Annotated in this window: 13 protein-coding genes, 3 tRNA genes and 1 pseudogene; 10 read left to right on the top strand and 7 right to left on the bottom strand. The window is 74.0% G+C overall.

Annotated features, from left to right (window positions below; translation table 11 throughout):
* Window positions 1–66: 66 nt before the first annotated feature.
* Both ACWDNY_RS19500 and ACWDNY_RS19505 read left to right on the top strand, forming a co-directional pair.
* On the top strand, window positions 67–732 hold the full coding sequence (locus ACWDNY_RS19500) for a bifunctional DNA primase/polymerase (protein ID WP_451647018.1): 666 nt from the start codon (window positions 67–69) through the stop codon (window positions 730–732).
* Window positions 733–787: 55 nt separating this feature from the next.
* A complete protein-coding gene (locus ACWDNY_RS19505; RefSeq protein WP_451647019.1) occupies window positions 788–1,315 on the top strand; it encodes a hypothetical protein in 528 nt (175 codons plus the stop codon).
* A 269-nt stretch (window positions 1,316–1,584) separates the two neighbouring features.
* Here ACWDNY_RS19505 and ACWDNY_RS19510 read toward each other — a convergent pair whose 3' ends face one another.
* From ACWDNY_RS19510 to ACWDNY_RS19520, 3 genes are all read right to left on the bottom strand, one after another.
* Entirely contained in the window at window positions 1,585–2,553 is a 969-nt protein-coding gene (locus ACWDNY_RS19510) for a DUF5926 family protein (RefSeq protein WP_451647020.1), read from the bottom strand.
* A gap of 302 nt (window positions 2,554–2,855) precedes the next feature.
* A complete protein-coding gene (locus ACWDNY_RS19515; RefSeq protein WP_451647021.1) occupies window positions 2,856–3,494 on the bottom strand; it encodes an ATP-binding protein in 639 nt (212 codons plus the stop codon).
* Between the two features lie 125 nt (window positions 3,495–3,619).
* Complete coding sequence (locus ACWDNY_RS19520; protein WP_451647022.1) at window positions 3,620–4,447, bottom strand: glycerophosphodiester phosphodiesterase; 828 nt, start codon at window positions 4,445–4,447, stop codon at window positions 3,620–3,622.
* A gap of 256 nt (window positions 4,448–4,703) precedes the next feature.
* Here ACWDNY_RS19520 and ACWDNY_RS19525 point away from each other — a divergent pair, with 256 nt between their 5' ends.
* The 4 genes from ACWDNY_RS19525 to ACWDNY_RS19540 all read left to right on the top strand — a co-directional run bounded on the left by ACWDNY_RS19525 (window position 4,704) and on the right by ACWDNY_RS19540 (window position 7,771).
* Window positions 4,704–6,203 (top strand): trypsin-like peptidase domain-containing protein, encoded by a 1,500-nt coding sequence (locus ACWDNY_RS19525; RefSeq protein ID WP_451647023.1) that lies wholly within the window; start codon window positions 4,704–4,706, stop codon window positions 6,201–6,203.
* A gap of 63 nt (window positions 6,204–6,266) precedes the next feature.
* Window positions 6,267–6,353 (top strand) — tRNA-Ser (locus tag ACWDNY_RS19530).
* 212 nt (window positions 6,354–6,565) lie between these two features.
* On the top strand, window positions 6,566–6,988 hold the full coding sequence (locus ACWDNY_RS19535; RefSeq protein WP_451647024.1) for a DUF6153 family protein: 423 nt from the start codon (window positions 6,566–6,568) through the stop codon (window positions 6,986–6,988).
* A gap of 105 nt (window positions 6,989–7,093) precedes the next feature.
* A complete protein-coding gene (locus ACWDNY_RS19540) occupies window positions 7,094–7,771 on the top strand; it encodes a DUF305 domain-containing protein (protein WP_451647025.1) in 678 nt (225 codons plus the stop codon).
* 110 nt (window positions 7,772–7,881) lie between these two features.
* Here ACWDNY_RS19540 and ACWDNY_RS19545 read toward each other — a convergent pair whose 3' ends face one another.
* Window positions 7,882–8,760, bottom strand: coding sequence for a bifunctional DNA primase/polymerase (locus ACWDNY_RS19545; RefSeq protein WP_451647026.1), 879 nt, complete (start codon window positions 8,758–8,760; stop codon window positions 7,882–7,884).
* Between the two features lie 384 nt (window positions 8,761–9,144).
* Between ACWDNY_RS19545 and ACWDNY_RS19550 the strand changes: the two genes are divergently transcribed.
* On the top strand, window positions 9,145–9,705 hold the full coding sequence (locus tag ACWDNY_RS19550; protein WP_451647027.1) for a SigE family RNA polymerase sigma factor: 561 nt from the start codon (window positions 9,145–9,147) through the stop codon (window positions 9,703–9,705).
* Window positions 9,706–9,833: 128 nt separating this feature from the next.
* Window positions 9,834–11,510, top strand: a complete 1,677-nt coding sequence (locus ACWDNY_RS19555; RefSeq protein ID WP_451647028.1) for a long-chain fatty acid--CoA ligase — start codon at window positions 9,834–9,836, stop codon at window positions 11,508–11,510.
* A 361-nt stretch (window positions 11,511–11,871) separates the two neighbouring features.
* Here the strand turns inward: ACWDNY_RS19555 and ACWDNY_RS19560 are convergent, their stop codons facing one another.
* Both ACWDNY_RS19560 and ACWDNY_RS19565 read right to left on the bottom strand, forming a co-directional pair.
* Entirely contained in the window at window positions 11,872–16,764 is a 4,893-nt protein-coding gene (locus ACWDNY_RS19560) for a PAS domain-containing protein (protein WP_451647029.1), read from the bottom strand.
* Window positions 16,765–17,110: 346 nt separating this feature from the next.
* Window positions 17,111–17,593: pseudogene (locus ACWDNY_RS19565) on the bottom strand (SSI family serine proteinase inhibitor); the annotation flags it as partial.
* Between the two features lie 169 nt (window positions 17,594–17,762).
* Between ACWDNY_RS19565 and ACWDNY_RS19570 the strand changes: the two are divergent.
* Window positions 17,763–17,853: transfer RNA gene (locus tag ACWDNY_RS19570), tRNA-Ser, on the top strand.
* 285 nt (window positions 17,854–18,138) lie between these two features.
* Window positions 18,139–18,211 (top strand) — tRNA-Arg (locus tag ACWDNY_RS19575).
* 153 nt (window positions 18,212–18,364) lie between these two features.
* Here the strand turns inward: ACWDNY_RS19575 and ACWDNY_RS19580 are convergent.
* Window positions 18,365–18,664, bottom strand: a complete 300-nt coding sequence (locus ACWDNY_RS19580; RefSeq protein WP_135793527.1) for a hypothetical protein — start codon at window positions 18,662–18,664, stop codon at window positions 18,365–18,367.
* Between the last annotated feature and the right edge of the window lie 159 nt (window positions 18,665–18,823).

Genomic DNA, 18,823 nt, shown 5'->3' on the forward strand with positions numbered 1-18,823 from the left:
ATCGACACATGGTCTAGATGTGATCCACGGTGTTGCCAGCGGTGCAACGGAAAGGAACGAGCGCTGATGCGCGAGATCCCCGGAAGGCGACGCAGGTTCCGGTCCCGGCGCGGCGACGAAAGGCCCGAGCCGATCGACGCGGCCCTGACCTTCGCGACGGTCTGGCAGTGGCCCGTGCTCCCGGGCGTGGCGCCGGATCCGCAGGGCCGCGGCCGCTGCGGCTGCCCCGACCCGGACTGTACGGTTCCCGGTGCGCACCCCTTCGACCCCGGCCTCCTCGCGGCCACCACGGACGCTCGCATGGTGCGCTGGTGGTGGACGAACCGGCCCACCGCGCCGGTCGTCCTGGCCACCGGCGGCAAGGCGCCCTGCGCGGTCAGCCTGCCGGCCCTGGCGGGCGCCCGCGCGGTGGCCGCCCTCGACCGGATCGGCATGCGCCTGGGTCCGGTCGTCGCCTCGCCCTCGCGCTGGGCGCTGCTCGTGAAGCCGTACTCCATGGAGCAGCTGGGCGAGCTGCTCTACGCCCAGGACTTCGTGCCCGGCTCCCTGCGCTTCCACGGCGAGGGCGGCTACCTCGCCCTGCCCCCCTCCGAGACCGGCGAGGGCGCGCTCCGCTGGGAGCGCGCGCCGCTGCCGGCCTCCTGTGCGCCCTGGGTGCCCGACGTCGAGGCCGTGGTGGACACGGTGGTGGAGGCCCTCACTCGTACGGGTGTGAGCGCGCCCGAGATGTAGGGGTGTCGGGCGCGTGACGGGCGGGGTGGGCGTCCGGGCTCGTTATCGTCCGGTCATGAACTGCCGTCTCCTCGCCCTGGCGGGCGCTGTCACGTGCGCCGTCGTGCTGCCGTTGGCAGTGGCGTCCGCGGGACCCGCCGGGGAGGGCGGCCGGCCCGACGCGCGGTCCGCCGCAGGGCCCCTGCCGGAGGCCGACGACAAGATTCCGTCCGCCGCGCCGTCCGCCTCCCCGCTGCTGCTCGGGCTGGGCCTGGCCACCGCGGCCCGCTGCGGTGGCCAGGCCGCGTCCCCCGGCGGGGTCGAGGCGCAGACCTGCGTGCTGACGCAGGGCGAGGACACCTGGGCGCGGACCTACTACCGCAACACCACCGGCGAGGTGCTGGACGCCGCCCTCAGCCTGCTGGGCCCCGGCGACCGCACCGTGCGCGTCCACTGCCCGCCGGCCACGGGTGACGAGCCGCGCGTGTGCGGGACGCCCCGGGAGCACACCCAGGGGATGCCGACGGCGTACACGGCCGTCGCGGAGTTCTGGACGCGTGGGGAAGAGGGGCCGCTGCTGCTGCGCTCCGGGAGCAACTCGTAACCGACGGGCCGTTGGCGTGCGGATGCGCTCCGTGAGCGCGGCACGCATGGAAAGACCCGGTTGCTGGCGACGGGGGATGCACCAGCAACCGGGCTACTGGAACGGTAACAAGAGATCGGCGGTTCGCAAATTCGGTCTCGGCTTTCCGGTCACCGGGGAGGTGGTCTTTCCGGTCACCGACTCGCTTGCGCCGTGCGGGAGTTGTGACGGGAGTCACCCCCTGTGCGGCACGAGCCCGGCTGACCGGCCGGTCAGCCGGACCCGTCGTGTCAGCTGAGGGTGATCTGCCGGTTGGTCAGGCCGCCGCGGGCCCGGCGCTCCTCCGTGGTCAGCGGTGTGTCCACGGCCAGGGCGTCGGCCAGGCGCTCGGCGAACTCGGCGGCCGGCTTCTCCACGTCGTCCGCGGCGACACCGCTCGGCAGGTCCCAGACGGGCACCGTCAGGCCGTGGGCGCGGAAGGAGCCCACCAGGCGGGTGCCCTCGCCGAGGTTCGAGGTGCCGGCCGCGTGCAGCCGCGCCAGGGCGTCCAGAAGCCGCTCCTCCGGGTGCGGCATGACCCAGCGCAGGTGGTTCTTCTCCGGCGTCTCGCACCAGTACGCGGCCTCCACGCCCCGCAGGCGCACGGTCGGGATGGCCGCGGCGTTGGCCCGCTCCAGGGAGGCGGCCACGTCCGGCGCCGCGTTCTCCGCGTCCGGCACCCAGAACTCGAAGCCCGTGTGCACGATCGGCTCGAAGGCGGCCTCCGGGTCGAGCAGGTCCTGCAGCCGCGGACCGCCGGCCGGGGCGCGGCGGGCCTGCACCGGTGTGCCGGGCTCGGCCTCCAGCGCGCGCAGCAGGGTGTCGGCGAGGTCGCGGCTGATGTCGCCGGACGGCGTGTCGTTCTGCAGGCCGATCAGCACCGAGCCGTCCTCGCGGCGCAGCGCGGGCCAGGCCATCGGCAGCACCGTGGCCAGCGTGACGGACGGGACGCCCTCCGGCAGGCCCTTCTGCACGGCCAGCCCGACCGTGGCGGCGGGGACCAGCTCGCGCAGTGCCACCCAGTCGCACTCCCCGGGCAGCCCCTCGAAGGGACGCTGCACCAGCTCGGTCGCGGCGTGCGCGGCGGCACGGCCGTGGCAGGCCTTGTAGCGGCGGCCGCTGCCGCAGGGGCACGGCTCACGGGCGCCGACGACCGGGACCTCTCCGTCGTCCGTGAGCTGCGGGCGCTTGGCCTTCGTCTGGGGTCGCTTCTTGGCCATCTGGGTGTCTCCCGGTTACGGCTCGTCTCGTACGGGCGCGAGCCTAGTCGTTCGCGCCATGATCGACGGGACCCTGTGGACAACGCCGTGGGCGGCCCGCCGCAGGTGCACCGGAGCGGGGTACACGGGCCCTGGTGCCAGGGGTACGGGCCCCCGCGGGCGGATCCGCCGGGTCCCTGGCGGTGGGCGTGTCGGACACGCGGACCGGCATGGGCTTCGTGGGTGCGGGCCTGCCGGATCGTGCGGCGGCCGCGAAGGGGAGGGCTCGGCTCGGTGCCCGCGCCGGTCGTGCCCGGGCCGGTTCAGTCCAGGTCGTCGAAGGCGTCCACGAAGTCCAGCCCGGGCAGGGCGGACACCCGCGGGGCCGTGATCCGCGATGCGAAGTCGTCGCGCCGGTGCCCGGCGCCCGGGCCGTGCACGCCCTCGTGGACGACGGCCCACACGGTCACCTCGCCGCGGACGTCGTCCCGTACGCCCCAGTCGTCGGCCAGCGCGGTGATGATGTTCAGCCCGCGGCCGCCGTGCGCGGTGACCGAGGGAGTGGCGGGAGCGGGGCGGGTCGGGCCGCCGCCGTCCGTCACCTCGACGGTCAGCCGGCCGCCCGCGTCCACGCGCCACGCGGCCCGCACGTCTCCGTCGCCGGCCAGGGCGCCGCCCAGAGGCCGGCCGTGCTTGCAGGCATTGCTCAAGAGCTCGGAAAGGATCAGTACGGCGTCGTCGACGACCGATTCCGCCACACCGCCCCTGCGCAGCTGAGCGCGCATCCGGCGCCTTGCCTCCCCCACGCCCGCAGGGCCATGGGGAACGGCCATGCTCGACGACGTGGGCACCTCCTGTGCCACCACCAACGCCACCCCCGAGACCTCCTTCGCCCCACGCCACGGTGTGGATGCCCTTCCGGCCTGTACCGGAAACCGGCCCGACCCGGTCCGGCGACGCATTCGCAACGGTCGGACACGCACCGAACGCGCCGGAGCACTCCCTGTGACGTTTGGCTGGATTTCGTCGGTGTGGCCGAGATCGGAGGATGCTTCAGGCGGGCGCCCGGGTCAAGGGGTGCGGCCGATCAGCGGCCGAGCTGATGCAGGACCGCCCGCGGACGGTTGGTGATGATGGCCTCGACCCCGAGGTCGAGGCAGAGCCCGACGTCCTCAGGGTCGTTGACGGTCCACACGTGCACCTGGTGCCCGGAGGCCTTCAGCCGCTCGATGTACGCCGGGTGGTTGCGCACTATCCGGATCGAGGGTCCCGCGATCCGGACACCCGCCGGCAGCCGCCCGTCCCGCAGTCGTGGTGAGACGAACTGCATGAGGTACACCGTCGGCAGTGTCGGCGAGGCCGCCCGCACCCGGTGCAGCGAGCGCGCCGAGAAACTCATGATCCGTACCTGGGACTCGGCCGCCGAGGGCGGGGCGTCCAGGCCGAAACGCTTCAGCAGCTCCAGCAGCCGCTCCTCGACCTGGCCGGCCCAGCGTGTGGGGTGCTTGGTCTCGACGGCCAGTTCCACCCGCCGCCCGGCGTCGGCGACGAGTTCGAGCAGCCGCTCCAGGGTGAGCACCGAGGTGTCCTGGGGATCCTCGGGGCGGAACTCCCAGTCGGGCTCCTCCTCCCGGCCCCGCCACGGGGAGCGCGTCCGCCAGGACCCGAAGTCGAGCGCGGCGAGATCGGACAGCTCCAGGGCCGACACCGCTCCCCGGCCGTTGGACGTACGGTTGACGCGGCGGTCGTGGACGCAGACGAGATGACCGTCCGCGGTGAGCCGCACGTCGCACTCGAGGGCGTCCGCTCCGTCCTCGACGGCCTTCCGGTAGGCGGCAAGGGTGTGCTCGGGCGCGTCCTCGGAGGCTCCGCGATGGGCGACGACTTGGGTGTGGTGCTGCCGTACGTGGGTCACCGCGTCATGGTGCCACCATGAACGGGTAGGTGTGAGTGCGGGAGGCGTCGAGAATGTGTCCGTTTCGCGCGCCATGACTTATATAAAGGACAGGCCCGGACCCACAGCCACCGCTTACGGTGCTCTGACGGGCCATGGGAAAAGCTGACGGTATACACATGCCCGTGTGCACTCCGAGCGTGCCGCTTCGTCGGAACGCGTGCCGAGCCCGCCGAGTGCGACCGACAGGAACAGCCGTGGATCGAGGAGAAGAGTCGTGAGCACCGAGAACGAGGGCACTGCGGTCCCCCCGGCCCCGTCAGCACCTCCCGTGCCGGTGGACTCGCCCGCTGCTTCCCCGCAGGCAGCGGCACCCTGGGGCGACGCGCCCACTGCTCCCGTGGCCCCGCCGTACCCGCCCGGAGCGCCGGACCACCGCCCCTCCCCGGCGTACCCCGGCGATCCGGCCGCCCACGCGTCGGCAGGTCCGCAGGGAGCGCCCGGCGCGCCCGGTCCGCAGGGCTCCGGCGCTCCGGCCGACGGTTCCTGGCCCCCGCCGCCCCCTGGCACGCCCGCGCACGCGCACGGCGGCGCCGGCGGCAACTCCGGCTGGGGTGCAGGCTGGGGCACCCCGCCCGGGCAGCCCGGACCGAAGCGCGGACGTGGCGGTCCGATCGCGGCCCTGTTGGCGGCCGCGCTGGTCGCCGGCGGCCTGGGCGGCGGCATCGGCTACACGCTGGCCAGGAACAACGACGTCGGCGGCTCCACCACCATCTCCGCCCCCGACACCGGTGCCTCCCAGGTCAAGCGCAACTCCGCCTCGATCGCGGGCGTGGCCGCCAAGGCGCTGCCGAGCACGGTGACCATAGAGGCCGAGGGCGCCGGCGGCCAGGGCGGCACCGGCACCGGCTTCGTCTTCGACAAGCAGGGGCACATCGTCACCAACAACCACGTCGTGGCCGACGCGGTCGACGGCGGCAAGCTCACCGCGACGTTCCCCGACGGCAAGAAGTACGCCGCCGAGGTCGTCGGCCACGCCCAGGGCTACGACGTCGCGGTCATCAAGCTCAAGAACGCCCCGTCGGACCTCAGGCCGCTGACTCTCGGCGACTCGGACAAGGTGGCCGTCGGCGACGAGACGATCGCCATCGGCGCGCCCTTCGGCCTGTCGAACACGGTGACGACGGGCATCATCAGTGCCATGAACCGTCCGGTGGCCTCCAGCGACGGCAGTTCCGACAGCAAGGCGTCCTACATGAGCGCCCTGCAGACCGACGCCTCCATCAACCCGGGCAACTCCGGCGGTCCCCTCCTCGACGCGCGAGGAGCGGTCATCGGCATCAACTCCGCGATCCAGTCGACGGGCGGCGGCGGCTTCGGCAGTTCGGGGCAGTCGGGCTCGATCGGTCTGGGCTTCGCCATCCCGATCAATCAGGCCAAGTACGTCGCCCAGCAGCTGATCAAGAGCGGCAAGCCGGTCTACGCGAAGATCGGCGCCTCCGTCTCCCTGGAGGAGGCGACGAACGGCGCGAAGATCACCGAGCAGGGCGTCAGCGGCGCCTCGCCGGTCGACGCCGACGGCCCGGCCGACAAGGCCGGCCTGAAGCCCGGCGACGTCATCATCAAGCTCGGCGATCGCGTGATCGACTCCGGCCCGACCCTGATCGGCGAGATCTGGATCCACCAGCCGGGCGACAAGGTCAAGGTCACCTACGAGCGCGGTGGCAAGGAGCACACCACCGAGCTCACCCTGGGGTCCCGCGTCGGCGACAACTGACCCCCCACGCGGGCCTGCCGACCCGTTAGTCTTGTCCCGCGCCGCCGATCACGCGCGGCGCGGGGAGGCGTGCCCGAGCGGCCGAAGGGAACGGTCTTGAAAACCGTCGTGGCAGCGATGTCACCGTGGGTTCAAATCCCACCGCCTCCGCATGAGGTGTGAGAACGGCCCCTGACCAGGATCTCGGTCGGGGGCCGTTCTCCTGTCCGGCTGCCGTGACTGTCCGCTGTTCCCCGTGGCTTCCCGCCCGGTCGGGCGCGCACGGGGCACGGCTGCCTTCTCGTGACGGGAACGGCGGCTGCCGAACTCGATCGGAGGCCTTCTGAGTGGGCGCGGCACCCGGCGTCCCTATGATGAGGACCATGGCAGTCAGCGCGCACCCCGGCTTCGCGGTGGACCGTGCCCGCCGGCTGCTGCTCGTCCTGGCGGTGGTGGCTGGAGTACTGGCCATGCACGCGCTGTCGCCATCGGGGTCACCCTCAGCGGGACAGCACGTCATGATGGCCGCTCTCGACGGCGCCGAGCACCACGCGGTGCCGGCTCATGCGGGCGGCAGCTCGGTTCCGCACCTGTCAGACGCGGGTCACGGTGGGATGGCCATGGGCCATGCCGGCGGGACCTGCGCGGCCGGGGACACGGCCGCTTCCTACGTGCCACCCGCCCTGCTGCCGTGGCCGGTGGTCTCCGGTGAATCCGCCGGGACGGACTCCGGCAACCGGGTCGCGCGGACGATCGACGGCCGGGCACCGCCGGACCTGTCCGAGCTGCAGCTCCTGCGGATCTAGAGACGCCCGCACGACATCCTCCCGCTGGGGGTGGCGTGCTCCGGGCTACCTCACGATCCGTTGCTCCCGTGCGCATGCGCGGGCTCTTCAAGGAGCTGCACTCTCATGGCATCTCGCCGTTCCCTCATCCGCCGGACTGCCGCGCTGGCCACTGCTGCGACCGCCGCAGTGGTGCTGACTGCCTGCGGCGGCAGCAGCGGCTCCGGCTCGCCGGCCGCCTCCGGGCACTCCGGCCACGACATGGCGGGGATGTCCTCCGCCAACCCCTCGGCAACCGCTTCCGTCGCGCAGGGCAGCCACAACACGCAGGACGTGTCGTTCGCGCGGGAGATGATCCCGCACCACCGGCAGGCTGTGGCCATGGCCGGCCTGGCTGCGTCGCGGGCGAAGGCCCCGTCGGTGAAGGACCTGGCCGCGAAGATCAGGCAGGCGCAGGACCCGGAGATCAACACCATGTCGGGCTGGCTGAAGGCCTGGGGCGAGAAGGTCCCGGACGACGGCATGCCCGGCATGGAGAGCATGCCGGGCATGCACCACTCCGCCTCGTCGATGCCCGGCATGATGTCGGACGACGACATGGCCGAGCTGAAGGGCCTGTCCGGTGACGCCTTCGACAAGGCGTTCCTGCAGATGATGATCAGCCACCACCAGGGCGCCGTCGCGATGGCGAGGACCGAGCAGGCCAAGGGCGCCTATGGTCCGGCCACGACGCTGGCGAAGTCGATCGTCACGTCCCAATCGGCCGAGATCACCGAGATGAACGAGATGCTCGGCAAGAAGTAGATCCCCCCTCCCTGGACGGGCTCGGGGCAGCTTCTGCCGGCTGTCCCGGGCCCGCAGGGCGCGGTTCGCCTGTCGACCGGTCGCTCGACCAGATATCAGGCCGCTGCGTTTCACGGGCGGTGGCCCGTCATGCGGGCCGCCGAGGCGATGGTCGCTCGGGCCTCGCGTTCGGTCAGGCCGGTGTGGAGGGCGGCCTCGACCAGCGGGCCGGTCAGGGCCGGGCCGATTCCGTCCTCGTAGGCCCGGCACGCGGCCCAGTACAGACGAGTGTTGCGCTGACCCTCGTGGGCCCCGAGGACGAACTGCACCAGGCCGTGACCGTGCCGGCCCGCCGACTCCGACGCCGGCGTGGTGTGCCGGTGCGGTCCGCGGGGCGGTGGCAGCAGCAGCCGCAGCAGGGACCGTGGGCAGGGCGCGGGCACGAGGCGGGCGGTGCGGGGCGCGGTGGTGTACACCCCGTGGCCGGTGCGGGACCCGGGCCCGACGAGATAGCCGCCCGCGCCGCGGATGTCGATGCCCGGGGCCAGCCGCCCGGCGGAGTTGGGGACGACGACGTGCGGCGGACCGCTCAGCCAGAGGTGCCGGCCGCCGCTCGGGGTCAGCACGACGACGGTCGGCGGGATCGTGAACAGGTGGCGCAGGGCGAGTTCACGCAGGGCCGCCGGGGCGTCCGTGCCGCCCTTGACGTCGAGGTCGATGCCGATCAGATGGTGGGGCGGCAGTCCGCAGGCGATGCCGTAGCCGGTGGCCCAGGGGGCGGCGGCGAACAGTTCGCGGATGCGCGCGGGGTCGGTGGAGGCGTCGTACACCCCGTGGCCGAGGCGGCCGCACTCGCCGTGGCAGGGCGCGGCGCCGGGGTCGTCGCGATGGGGGGAGCGCAGGGCCGGGAGTTTCGTCCGGGACAGGGGGATGACGGCCAGCCCGCGTTCGGCGGCTGACAGGGCGTGCGCGAGGGCCAGCGTCGTGGCCTGCCGGTCGATGGTGGCCATGACTCCATAGTCGTACAGGCGTTCGAAAATGGGAAGGGGTGGGGCTCGCGGCGCGTCCCGGAGTGCGGGCCGGCCCTCCTGTGCCGGAACGGTTCGCCTCCTGCCCCGCCTGGCGCCGACCCTTGGTGCCGGGCGCCCGAAGCGCCTCGGTCGGCGCCGCGCGGACGGGCCGGGGCGGGGCGTGCGCGGGCCGGTGCGGCGGGTGGACCTGCCGTGGTTCCCGGTGCGTCCGGTCGGCTCAGCCCGGGCAACCCCTGAGGAGGCGCCGCCGCCGGGTCCACCTACAGGAGGTCGGGCCGCCCTCGCCCCTACAACCTGAGGGGGACCCGGCTTCGGGACCTGCGGGCGATCCGCCGGGGCGGGCGCCGCTCATAGCGTGAAGCCATGACCCCACCCGTCTGCACCAGCGCGTCGAACGCCGCCGTACCGACGGCGCGGGCCCTGGCCCATCCGTCGTTCTCGTCGTACGTCAGGGCCAGGCAGCCCGTGCTGCTGCGCACCGCCCGGTCGCTGACCGCCAACCCGAGCGACGCGGAGGACCTGCTGCAGACCGCGCTCACCAAGACGTACGCGGCCTGGGACCGGATCGAGGACCACCGGGCGCTGGACGGCTACGTGCGCCGCGCGCTGCTGAACACGCGCACGTCCCAGTGGCGCAAGCGCAAGGTCGACGAGTTCGCGTGCGGGGAACTGCCCGAACCGGACCCCGTGCCCGGCGGCACCGACCCGGCCGAGCAGCAGGCACTGCGGGACGCCATGTGGCGGGCGATCATGAAGCTGCCCGCCCGGCAGCGGGCGATGGTCGTCCTCAGGTACTACGAGGACCTCTCCGAGGTGCAGACGGCCGAGGTGCTCGGGGTGTCCGTCGGGACGGTGAAGTCCGCGGTGTCGCGGGCGCTCGGCAAGCTGCGCGACGATCCCGAGCTGGGGCTCGAGTGCCGGTGACGTGCCGGCGCCGCCCGTGCCCGCGGGCGGTCCGTGCAGAACGTCACGTGATCGATCACCCTTCCCTAGTGACATACCGCGCGGTATGTGCGCAGAATCAGCGCGACCCCCTGACCACCGCGTAGGCGATGCCGCCCCGGGAGGACGCCGTGCTGAGCACCATGCAGGACGTACCGCTGCTGATCTCCAGGATCCTGACCCACGGGTCGACGATCCACGGTGCATCACAGGTGATCACCTGGACGGGAGACGGGGAGCCGCACCGCCGCTCCTTCGCCGAGGTCGGCGCCCGCGCCGCCCAGCTGGCCCACGCCCTGCGCGATGACCTCGGCGTCGTCGACGACGAGCGGGTGGCCACCCTGATGTGGAACAACGCCGAGCACGTCGAGGCGTACTTCGCGATTCCGTCCATGGGCGCGGTCCTGCACACGCTGAACCTCCGCCTCCCGGCCGAGCAGCTGGCCTGGATCGTCAACCACGCGGCCGACCGGGTCGTCATCGCCAACGGTTCCCTGCTGCCGCTGCTCGCCCCGCTGCTGCCGCAGCTGACCACGGTCGAGCACGTCGTCGTCACCGGCCCGGGCGACCGTTCCCTGCTCGCGGGGGCCGCCGTCCAGGTGCACGAGTACGAGGAACTCGTCGCCGGCAGGCCGACCGCGTACGACTGGCCCGAGCTGGACGAGCGCCAGGCCGCCTCCATGTGCTACACCTCCGGCACCACCGGAGACCCCAAGGGCGTCGTCTACAGCCACCGCTCGGTCTATCTGCACTCCATGCAGGTCAACATGACCCAGTCCATGGGCCTGAGCGACCAGGACACCTCGCTCGTGGTCGTCCCCCAGTTCCACGTGAACGCCTGGGGCCTGCCGCACGCCACCTTCATGACCGGCGTCAACATGCTCATGCCGGACCGTTTCCTCCAGCCCGCCCCGCTCGCCGAGATGATCGAGCAGGAGCAGCCCACCCACGCCGCCGCCGTCCCGACCATCTGGCAGGGCCTGCTCGCCGAGCTGACCGCCCGGCCCCGTGACGTCGGCTCCCTCACCCAGGTCACCATCGGCGGTTCGGCCTGCCCGCCCTCCCTCATGGAGGCCTTCGACAAGCTCGGCATGCGGGTCTGCCACGCCTGGGGCATGACGGAGACCTCCCCGCTCGGCACGGTGGCCCGCCCGCCGGCCCACGCCGTCGGCACGCAGGAGGAGTTCGCCTACCGGCTCACCCAGGGCCGCTTCCCGGCCGGCGTCGAGGCCCGGCTGACCGGCCCCGGCGGCGTACGCCTGCCCTGGGACGGCGAGTCGGCCGGCGAGCTGGAGGTCCGGGGCCCGTGGATCGCCGGCGCGTACTACAACGGCCCCGACGCCGAACCGCTGCGCCCCGCCGACAAGTTCAGCGAGGACGGCTGGCTGAAGACGGGCGACGTCGGCACCATCAGCCCCGACGGCTTCCTCACCCTCACCGACCGGGCCAAGGACGTCATCAAGTCGGGCGGCGAGTGGATCTCCTCCGTCGAGCTGGAGAACGCCCTGATGTCCCACCCGGCCGTCGCCGAGGCCGCCGTCGTCGCCGTACCCGACGACAAGTGGGGCGAGCGCCCCTTGGCCACGGTCGTGCTGAAGGAGGGCGCCAGCGCCGACTTCCAGACCCTGCGGACCTTCCTCCTGGAGGAGGGGAGGATCGCCAAGTGGCAGCTCCCGGAGCGCTGGACGGTGATCGAGGCGGTGCCGAAGACCAGCGTCGGCAAGTTCGACAAGAAGGTGCTGCGCAGGCAGTACGCGTCCGGGGACCTGGACGTCACCCGGCTGTAGGGGCAGGGCGCCGCGGCGCACGCCCGTGCCGGGCGGCGGCATGGCCGCCGTTGCGCCGCCGTGCGGGGCGCGCGGCGTGAGACCGCGGCGCACGTCCGTGCGGGCGCGGCGCGGTCGGCGCGGACCGGCCGTGTCGGCCCGGCGTGGATGTCCGCGGTGCCGCCGTCGGGGGCGCAGCGCACGTCCGTGCCGGGCGCGCGGTATGAGGCCGCCCCGTACGTCCGTGCCGGGGCGGCGGCACGAATGGTGGGCTCAGCCGTGCCGTCCTGGCATGGACGTCGTGGCGCAGCCGTCGGGCGGCCGCCGGGAGCCGGACCACCGACGGCCGGCCGGTTCCCGGCCGGCCGACGGGTTCGGTTGCTCAGTTGGTGCCGATCCGGGCCAGCAGGTCGACGATCCGGTCCTGCACCTCGCCGCTGGTGGACCGCTCCGCGAGGAACAGCACCGTCTCGCCGGAGGCCAGCCGCGGCAGGTCGGCCGGGTCGACGGCGGCCGTGTAGACGACCAGCGGGGTGCGGTTGAGCTGCCCGTTCGCGCGCAGCCAGTCGACGATCCCGGCCCGGCGCCGGTGCACCTGCATCAGATCCATCACGACCAGGTTCGGCCGGAACTGCCCGGCCAGCGTCACCGCGTCGGCGTCGCTCGCCGCCCGCGCCACCTGCATCCCGCGCCGCTCCAGCGTCGCCGTCAGGGCCAGCGCGATCTCCGCGTGCTCCTCGATCAGCAGGACGCGCGGCGGGTGCTGCTCACTGTCCCGCGGCGCCAGCGCCTTCAGCAGGACGGCCGGGTCGGCCCCGTACGCGGCCTCGCGCGTCGCCTGCCCGAGTCCGGCCGTGACCAGCACCGGAACCTCCGCCGCGACCGCCGCCCGCCGCAGGGACTGCAGCGCGGTGCGCGTGATCGGCCCGGTCAGCGGGTCGACGAACAGCGCGGCCGGGAACGCGGCGATCTGCGCGTCCACCTCCTCGCGCGAGTGCACGATCACGGGCCGGTAGCCGCGGTCGCTCAGCGCCTGCTGGGTGTTCACGTCCGGCGCGGGCCACACCAGCAGCCGCCGCGGGTTGTCCAGTGGCTCCGGCGGCAGTTCGTCGTCCATCGGCTGCGGCCGCGGGGTGTCGGCGATCTCCACGGCGCCGCCCGGACCGTCCAGGGGCTCGGGCCCCTCGGCGGCGTTCACGTCCGGGGCTCCTATCGCGTACGACCGCCCGGCGCCCTCGGTGCCCGGCGCGAGCCGGGACTGCCCGGCCAGGGATGCCGGCGCCGGGGTCTGTTCGGCCGGTGGCTGCGGACGGGCGGCCCCGGACCGCTGATCCGGCTGTCCGGCGGCCGGGTCGGGCCGCGTGCCCAGCTTGCGGCGACGGCCGGAACCGCCGGTGGCGTGGGGAGGCGGCGTGGCGGAGGCGGGGTGCGGCGCCTGGGCCTGCGCGGCCTGCCGGCTGAACGGCACACCCTGACCCAGGGTGCGCACGCTTATCGCCCGCCCCTGGGTGGAGTTGGGGTCGCCCTGTGGGGCGGCCTCCGCCGGGAGCGGCTGGGCCGCACGGGGAGGCACGCCGGCGTGCTGCCCGGCGGGCGGTGCGACCGCCTGCCCCGTCGCTGACGCCTGCTCGGGCGGCAGCGGCGTGCCGGGCGCGGGCGTGGCAGCGCCCTGGGCCGGCGGGACCGGGACGCCGGGTGCGGGCGGAGCCACCGGGACGCCGGGTGCGGGCGGAGCCACCGGGACGCCGGGTGCGTTCGGCGGGACGGGGTGCGGGGCGCCGTTCTGCGGTAGGGGCGCGGGGGCGCCGTGCGGCGGTACGGGAGTGACACCGCCCGGCGTGCCGGGGATGCCGGTGGTGTCTCCGGCGCCGGGACACTGCTGCGGGACGGGAGTACCCGCGCCGGGCGCCGGCTGCGCGGCGGGGAGGCCCTGGGCGGGGACGCTCCGGGCAGGAGCACCCTGCGCCGGAACGGGCCCGCCCGGCACGGTCTGACCGGGGGAGGCCTGCGCCGGTGCGGCGGGGACCTGTGCGCCCTGCCCGGGAAGGGGCTGGGCGGCCGGCGTCCGCGCCGGAGCGGCGGCGTTCGGCGCGGGGGCGGGACCGGCTCCCTGAGCGGGCGGCCCCGGCACCGGCGGAACCGGCTGCCCCGGCATCTGCTGGACCGGAGCCGGTTGCCCCGGAACCTGCGGCGCCGGGACCGGCTGTCCGGGTGTCATCTGCATCGGGACCGGCTGACCCGGAGGCACCTGTGCCGGAGCCGGTTGCCCCGGAACCTGCGGCGCCGGGACCGGCTGTCCGGGTGTCATCTGCATCGGGACCGGCTGACCCGGAGGCACCTGTGCCGCGACGGGAACCGCCTGTCCGAGGGCCGCCTGCCCCGGTGCCGGTACCGGCTGACCGGGAACCCGCACATCGGCCGGCGGCACCGCCTGCGCGGCGGGCGCGGGCTGCCCCGCGGCGCCCTGCGCCGGGACGGCGGCGGCCATCTGACCCGGCCGTCCTTGAGGGACCTGCTGTCCCTGAGGCATCGGTTGCGCCTGCGGCATCTGCGGCCTCGGCGCGGCCGGACCGCCCTGCTGGGCAACCGCACCGCCCTGCCCCGGCACGCCGGGCCGGACCTCGGCGCCCGGCAGGCCCTGACCCTCCGCGCCCGTGACGGGACCCGCCTGCGCGGGCACGCCGGCCGCCCCGGAGGGCTGGGCCACCGCACGGCGGCGGCGCCCCGTCGGCGCGCTCGCCGGATGCGGCTGCGGCGGGGTGTGGTCGTCGGTCTGGTCCTGGGGCACGGCGTCGTGCCGGCCCGCGTCGGCCACGGCGTCGACCGGGGCCACCTGGGGCGGCACCTGCACCTGCGGCTGCGCCGGCTGTCCGGCCGGGGCGGGCTGTCCCGGCCGGACCTGCTGGGGGCCGGGGCCGGAGGGCCGGTCCGCCTCGGCGGGCGGCAGGGCGAAGACCGTGCGCGGGGCCGCGTCCTGCGCGGCGGCCCGCTCGGTCGCCGCGGCGAGGGCACGCCGACGGCGCCCGGTCGGCTGCGCGGCCTCGCCGTCGGGGCCGCCCGCCCCTTCGGGGGCGGCCGGCCGGGCCGGGGGCAGCGCGTGCGGCTCGCCGCCGTCGTGCGGGGCCCGCCGTCCGGTGGGCGCGGGCACTCCCTGCGGCGGCACCGTCCCGCCGAGGCCGGTGCCCGCCGCCGCGGTGCCCGCCGCGTGTTCGCCCGCCATGACGACGGCGCCCTCGGCCACGCCCGCGCCGTCCGCGGGCCTCCCGCGCCGTCGCCCGGTGCCACCGGAGCCGTCGGCGTCCTGAGCCGGTACGGGTTCCGCCTCCGGGGCCGGGCCGGCCGCGCGCCTCCTGCGCCGCCCGGTCGGCGCCGACTGCGCGCCCTCGCCGTCTGCGTCGCTCTCGCCGTCTGCCTCCAGGAACGCGTCCGTGGAGGCCCGCCGGGCCCGCCGCCGTCCACGGGCCGAGGCCGGTTCGGGAACGGCGACCTCCGCGGAGACACCCTGCCCGGCACCGGGACCGCCCAAGGCGGCCGGATCCTCACCGAACCCCTGGCCGTGATCCTGACCTGCGTCCTGCGCCGGCACGGCGCCGGGCGCGGCCACCACGGCACCCGCCCCGCCGCCGAGAGGCACCTCGAGCACGTACGCGTTGCCGCTCATCCCCGGCACCTCGTGCGTCTGCAGCACGCCACCGTGCGCCCGCACGATCCCGCGCACGATCGGTTCGTGCACCGGGTCTCCCCCGGTGTACGGCCCGCGCACCTCGATGCGTACCACCTCGCCGCGCTGCGCCGCGGCCACCACGACGGTGTTGTCCATGTATCCGCCCGCCGACACGGGCGCGTTGCCGGTCGCGTCGACGCCGGCGACGTCCGCGACGAGGTGCGCGAGCGCGGTCGCGAGCCGCTGCGGATCGACCTCGGCCTCGATGGGCGGCGCGTGCACGGCGAACTGCACCCGCCCCGGGCCGACCAGCTCGACGGCCCCTTCGACGCCGGCGGCGACGACCGCGTCGAGCATCACCTTCGTCCGAGTGATCCCCTCGCTGCCGGCGTCGAGGCGCTGGTATCCGAGGACGTTGTCGATGAGCGTCGTGATCCGCGAGTAGCCGGCCGAGAGGTGGTGCAGCACCTGGTTGGCCTCGGGCCACAGCTGACCGGCGTCGTCGGCGGCGAGGGCGGCCAGTTCGCGGCGCAGCTCGTCCAGCGGACCGCGCAGCGACCGTGCGAGCAGGGTCAGCAGCTGCTCGTGCCGGGCGGCCAGGGCCTCGTAGCGGTCCTTCTCCCGCTCGCCGAGCGCGGCGTACCGCTCCTCGTTCGCGGCGAGTTCCTCGGCGTGCCGTTCGGTGAGGTCCTCGATCTCGGTGGCGTGCTGCCGGCGCAGGCCGGTGAGTTCGGAGGCGTGTTCCTCGGCGAGCTGTTCCAGCTCCTCGGCGTGCCGCTTCTCGACGTCGGTCTTCTCCTCGGCGAGCGCGTCGTAGGGGCGCCGGTCGGTGAAGGTCATCACGGCCCCGACGAGCTGGTCCCCGTCGCGCACGGGCGCGGTGGTCAGGTCGACCGGCACCTTGTCGCCGCTCTTGGACCACAGCACCTGGCCGCGCACCCGGTGCTTGCGCCCGGAGCGCAGGGTGTCGGCGAGCGGTGACTCCTCGTACGGGAAGGGCGATCCGTCGGCGCGGGAGTGCAGGACGAGGGTGTGCAGCTCGCGGCCCCCGAGCTCACCGGCCCGGTAGCCCAGGATCTGGGCGGCGGCGGGGTTGACGAGGACGATTCGGCCGTCGGTGTCGGTGCCGACGACGCCCTCCGACGCGGCCCGCAGGATCATCTCCGTCTGCCGCTGCGAACGCGCCAGCTCGGCCTCGGTGTCGACGGTGCCGGACAGGTCGCGCACGACCAGCATCAGCAGTTCGTCGCCGGTGTAGCCGTAGCCGTCGTAGGCCTGCTGGCCGTTCTCCAGGTTCGCGCTCGTGACCTCGACCGGGAACTCGGTGCCGTCGGTCCGCCGCGCCGTCATCCGCGTCGGCTTGGTACGCGCCCGCGGATCGATGTGGTCGGGGCGCCGCATGGACCCCGGGATCAGCTTGGAGTCGAACTGCGGCAGCAGGTCGAGCAGCCCCCGCCCGACGAGGGCGGTCCCCGGCGCCTCGAAGGCCTCCAGCGCGATGGTGTTGGCGTTGACGACGGTCCCGTTGGCGTTGACCAGCACCAACGCGTCGGGCAGCGCGTCGAGTATGGCAGCGAGGCGAGCAGCGCCTCGGGATGGCCTGCTGCTCACGAGACGCTTCCTCCCTGTTACCGCACCTTGCCGACCGCGGGGGCCATCTTGCCAACCGGTCCCCGGCGTGTCACGCGAGGGAGTCTATGCGCTGCGGTCGGCTCGCGACGCGGGTTGAGGAGGAGGTCGCACGACGAAGTGACGGGGAACGCGTGACCGTTCGCTCCGCCTTCCCGGCGGGCTCTCCCGCCGCTTCGCAGGACCTTCGCGGGATTTTTACGGGCCGTTTGCCGTCGCGGTCCCGGAGCCGTGCGCACGCCCTGCGGCGGGTCGGCCGGGACCCGCCGGGGCTTGCGGCGGCTGCCGCCGGGACCACCCCCACCGGCCCGGGCCCCCTACGCCCCGCCCCCATGTCGGGCAGCAGCGGCACCAGCCGGTTCCAGCGGTCGATCTGGCAGCCGTTGCTCCGGTCGTACGTCGTGTCGACGGGGCGCCCGGACCACGTCCCGGTGACGTGGGCGGTGGCGGGTCCCCCGTACTCCATGGTGCAGACGCTGCCCTCCGGCACCGGCGCGAAGGTGTCGCGGCCCCACCGGCTGTTCCGGTCCAGGGCGCCGCAGGCTCCCCGCACGTCCGGGTGCCTGCCGCGGTCGGGGTGGCAGTACACCTCGTACGTCCCGTCCCGGCCGTCGCCGGCGTGCCGGACGGTGACCGTGAGGTGGTCGCCGGCCCGGCCGCCGTCCGGGCCGGGCGGGGGCGCGGCGGCGGAGGCGGCGGGCACGGCGCACACCGAGGCGAGGAGGGCGACGGGGGCGGACGCACCGAGGAGGAGGCGCCGCAGGGGCCCGCGCGCGGCGGCCCCGGGTGTGGGGGAGCTGACCTGGATCATGCCCGGACCAACGGCTCGCGCCCCGGAACGTTGCGTACGGCGCCACGACGCGAAGGCCTTTGCCCTGCGGCCTGCCTGCCTAGTACCGTGGACGTCGATTGGTGACACCCCGCTCGACTGTGTCATCATCTGCACGCACCACTCGCGCGCTTGCGTGAGCGGTTGTGCTGGAGGCGTCGCCTAGTCCGGTCTATGGCGCCGCACTGCTAATGCGGTTTGGGCCTTAAAGCCCATCGAGGGTTCAAATCCCTCCGCCTCCGCGCATGATCACCGAAGCCCCGGTCCGCGGACCGGGGCTTCGGCGCGTGTGCGATGCCGGGACCTTTTGTGCGGAGCCGGGCCGGCAGCGACTGCCTGGGCGACCGACTCCGCACCGCCCCAGCGCCCCGCCCGCAGGCACCACCGAGACCACCTCACTGGACGTTTCCGCAGGTCACAAGGGGTGTGCGGAACGGATTTCACATGGCGGCGGCAGTCATGTAATGTTCTTCCTGTCGCCGCGAGCGGGTCGAAGGAGCCGGGAGCGAAGACGAAAAACAGAACAAGCACTCGTAGCTTAACGGATAGAGCATCTGACTACGGATCAGAAGGTTGCAGGTTCGAATCCTGCCGAGTGCACAGCTGACCAGAGGCCTTAAGGATCACTCCTTAGGGCCTCCGGCTTTTGCCTTGACGGCAGTATTTGACGGCAACCGCCTCAGTCGGCGCGTAGTGCTCTGGCCGGGTCCGTTTGAAGAGGCGGGATACCTGCGCCGGGCCGGACCGTGTGCGTCAGACGGTCGCGGCCAGCCAGCCGATGGTTTCGGTGGTGTGCTTGCCGTCGCTCTTGGTGGCGCCGGCGTACACCTCGTTGAGACGGATGAGGAAGCCCGTGTTGGTGACGTCGTGGACGCGGATGCCTGGCGTCTCTGGACCGTTGAAGGTCTGGGTCAGCGGGAAGACGACGACGTTGGAACCCGGCGGGAACGGGCTGGGGAACGTGACGCGCGTGAAGGTCGAGGTGTTACCGCCGCTCGTCTCGATGGGGTCGTCGGACCTCAGGTCGACCTTGCCGGTCTGGATGAAGCTCATGGGCGAAGTCCTTCGTGTGAGGGGTGCGATTTCCTGGCCGTTTTCGGCGGCCGACGGGAGGCTTGTCACTAAATCGCCCCTATATGCCGAAGTCCCGCGAACGAGTGATCGCATTTCGGACCGTCCGCTGCGCTCCTGGGCCTGCGGGACTCCGTCCCG

This window comes from Streptomyces sp. NPDC003697 (assembly GCF_053587115.1).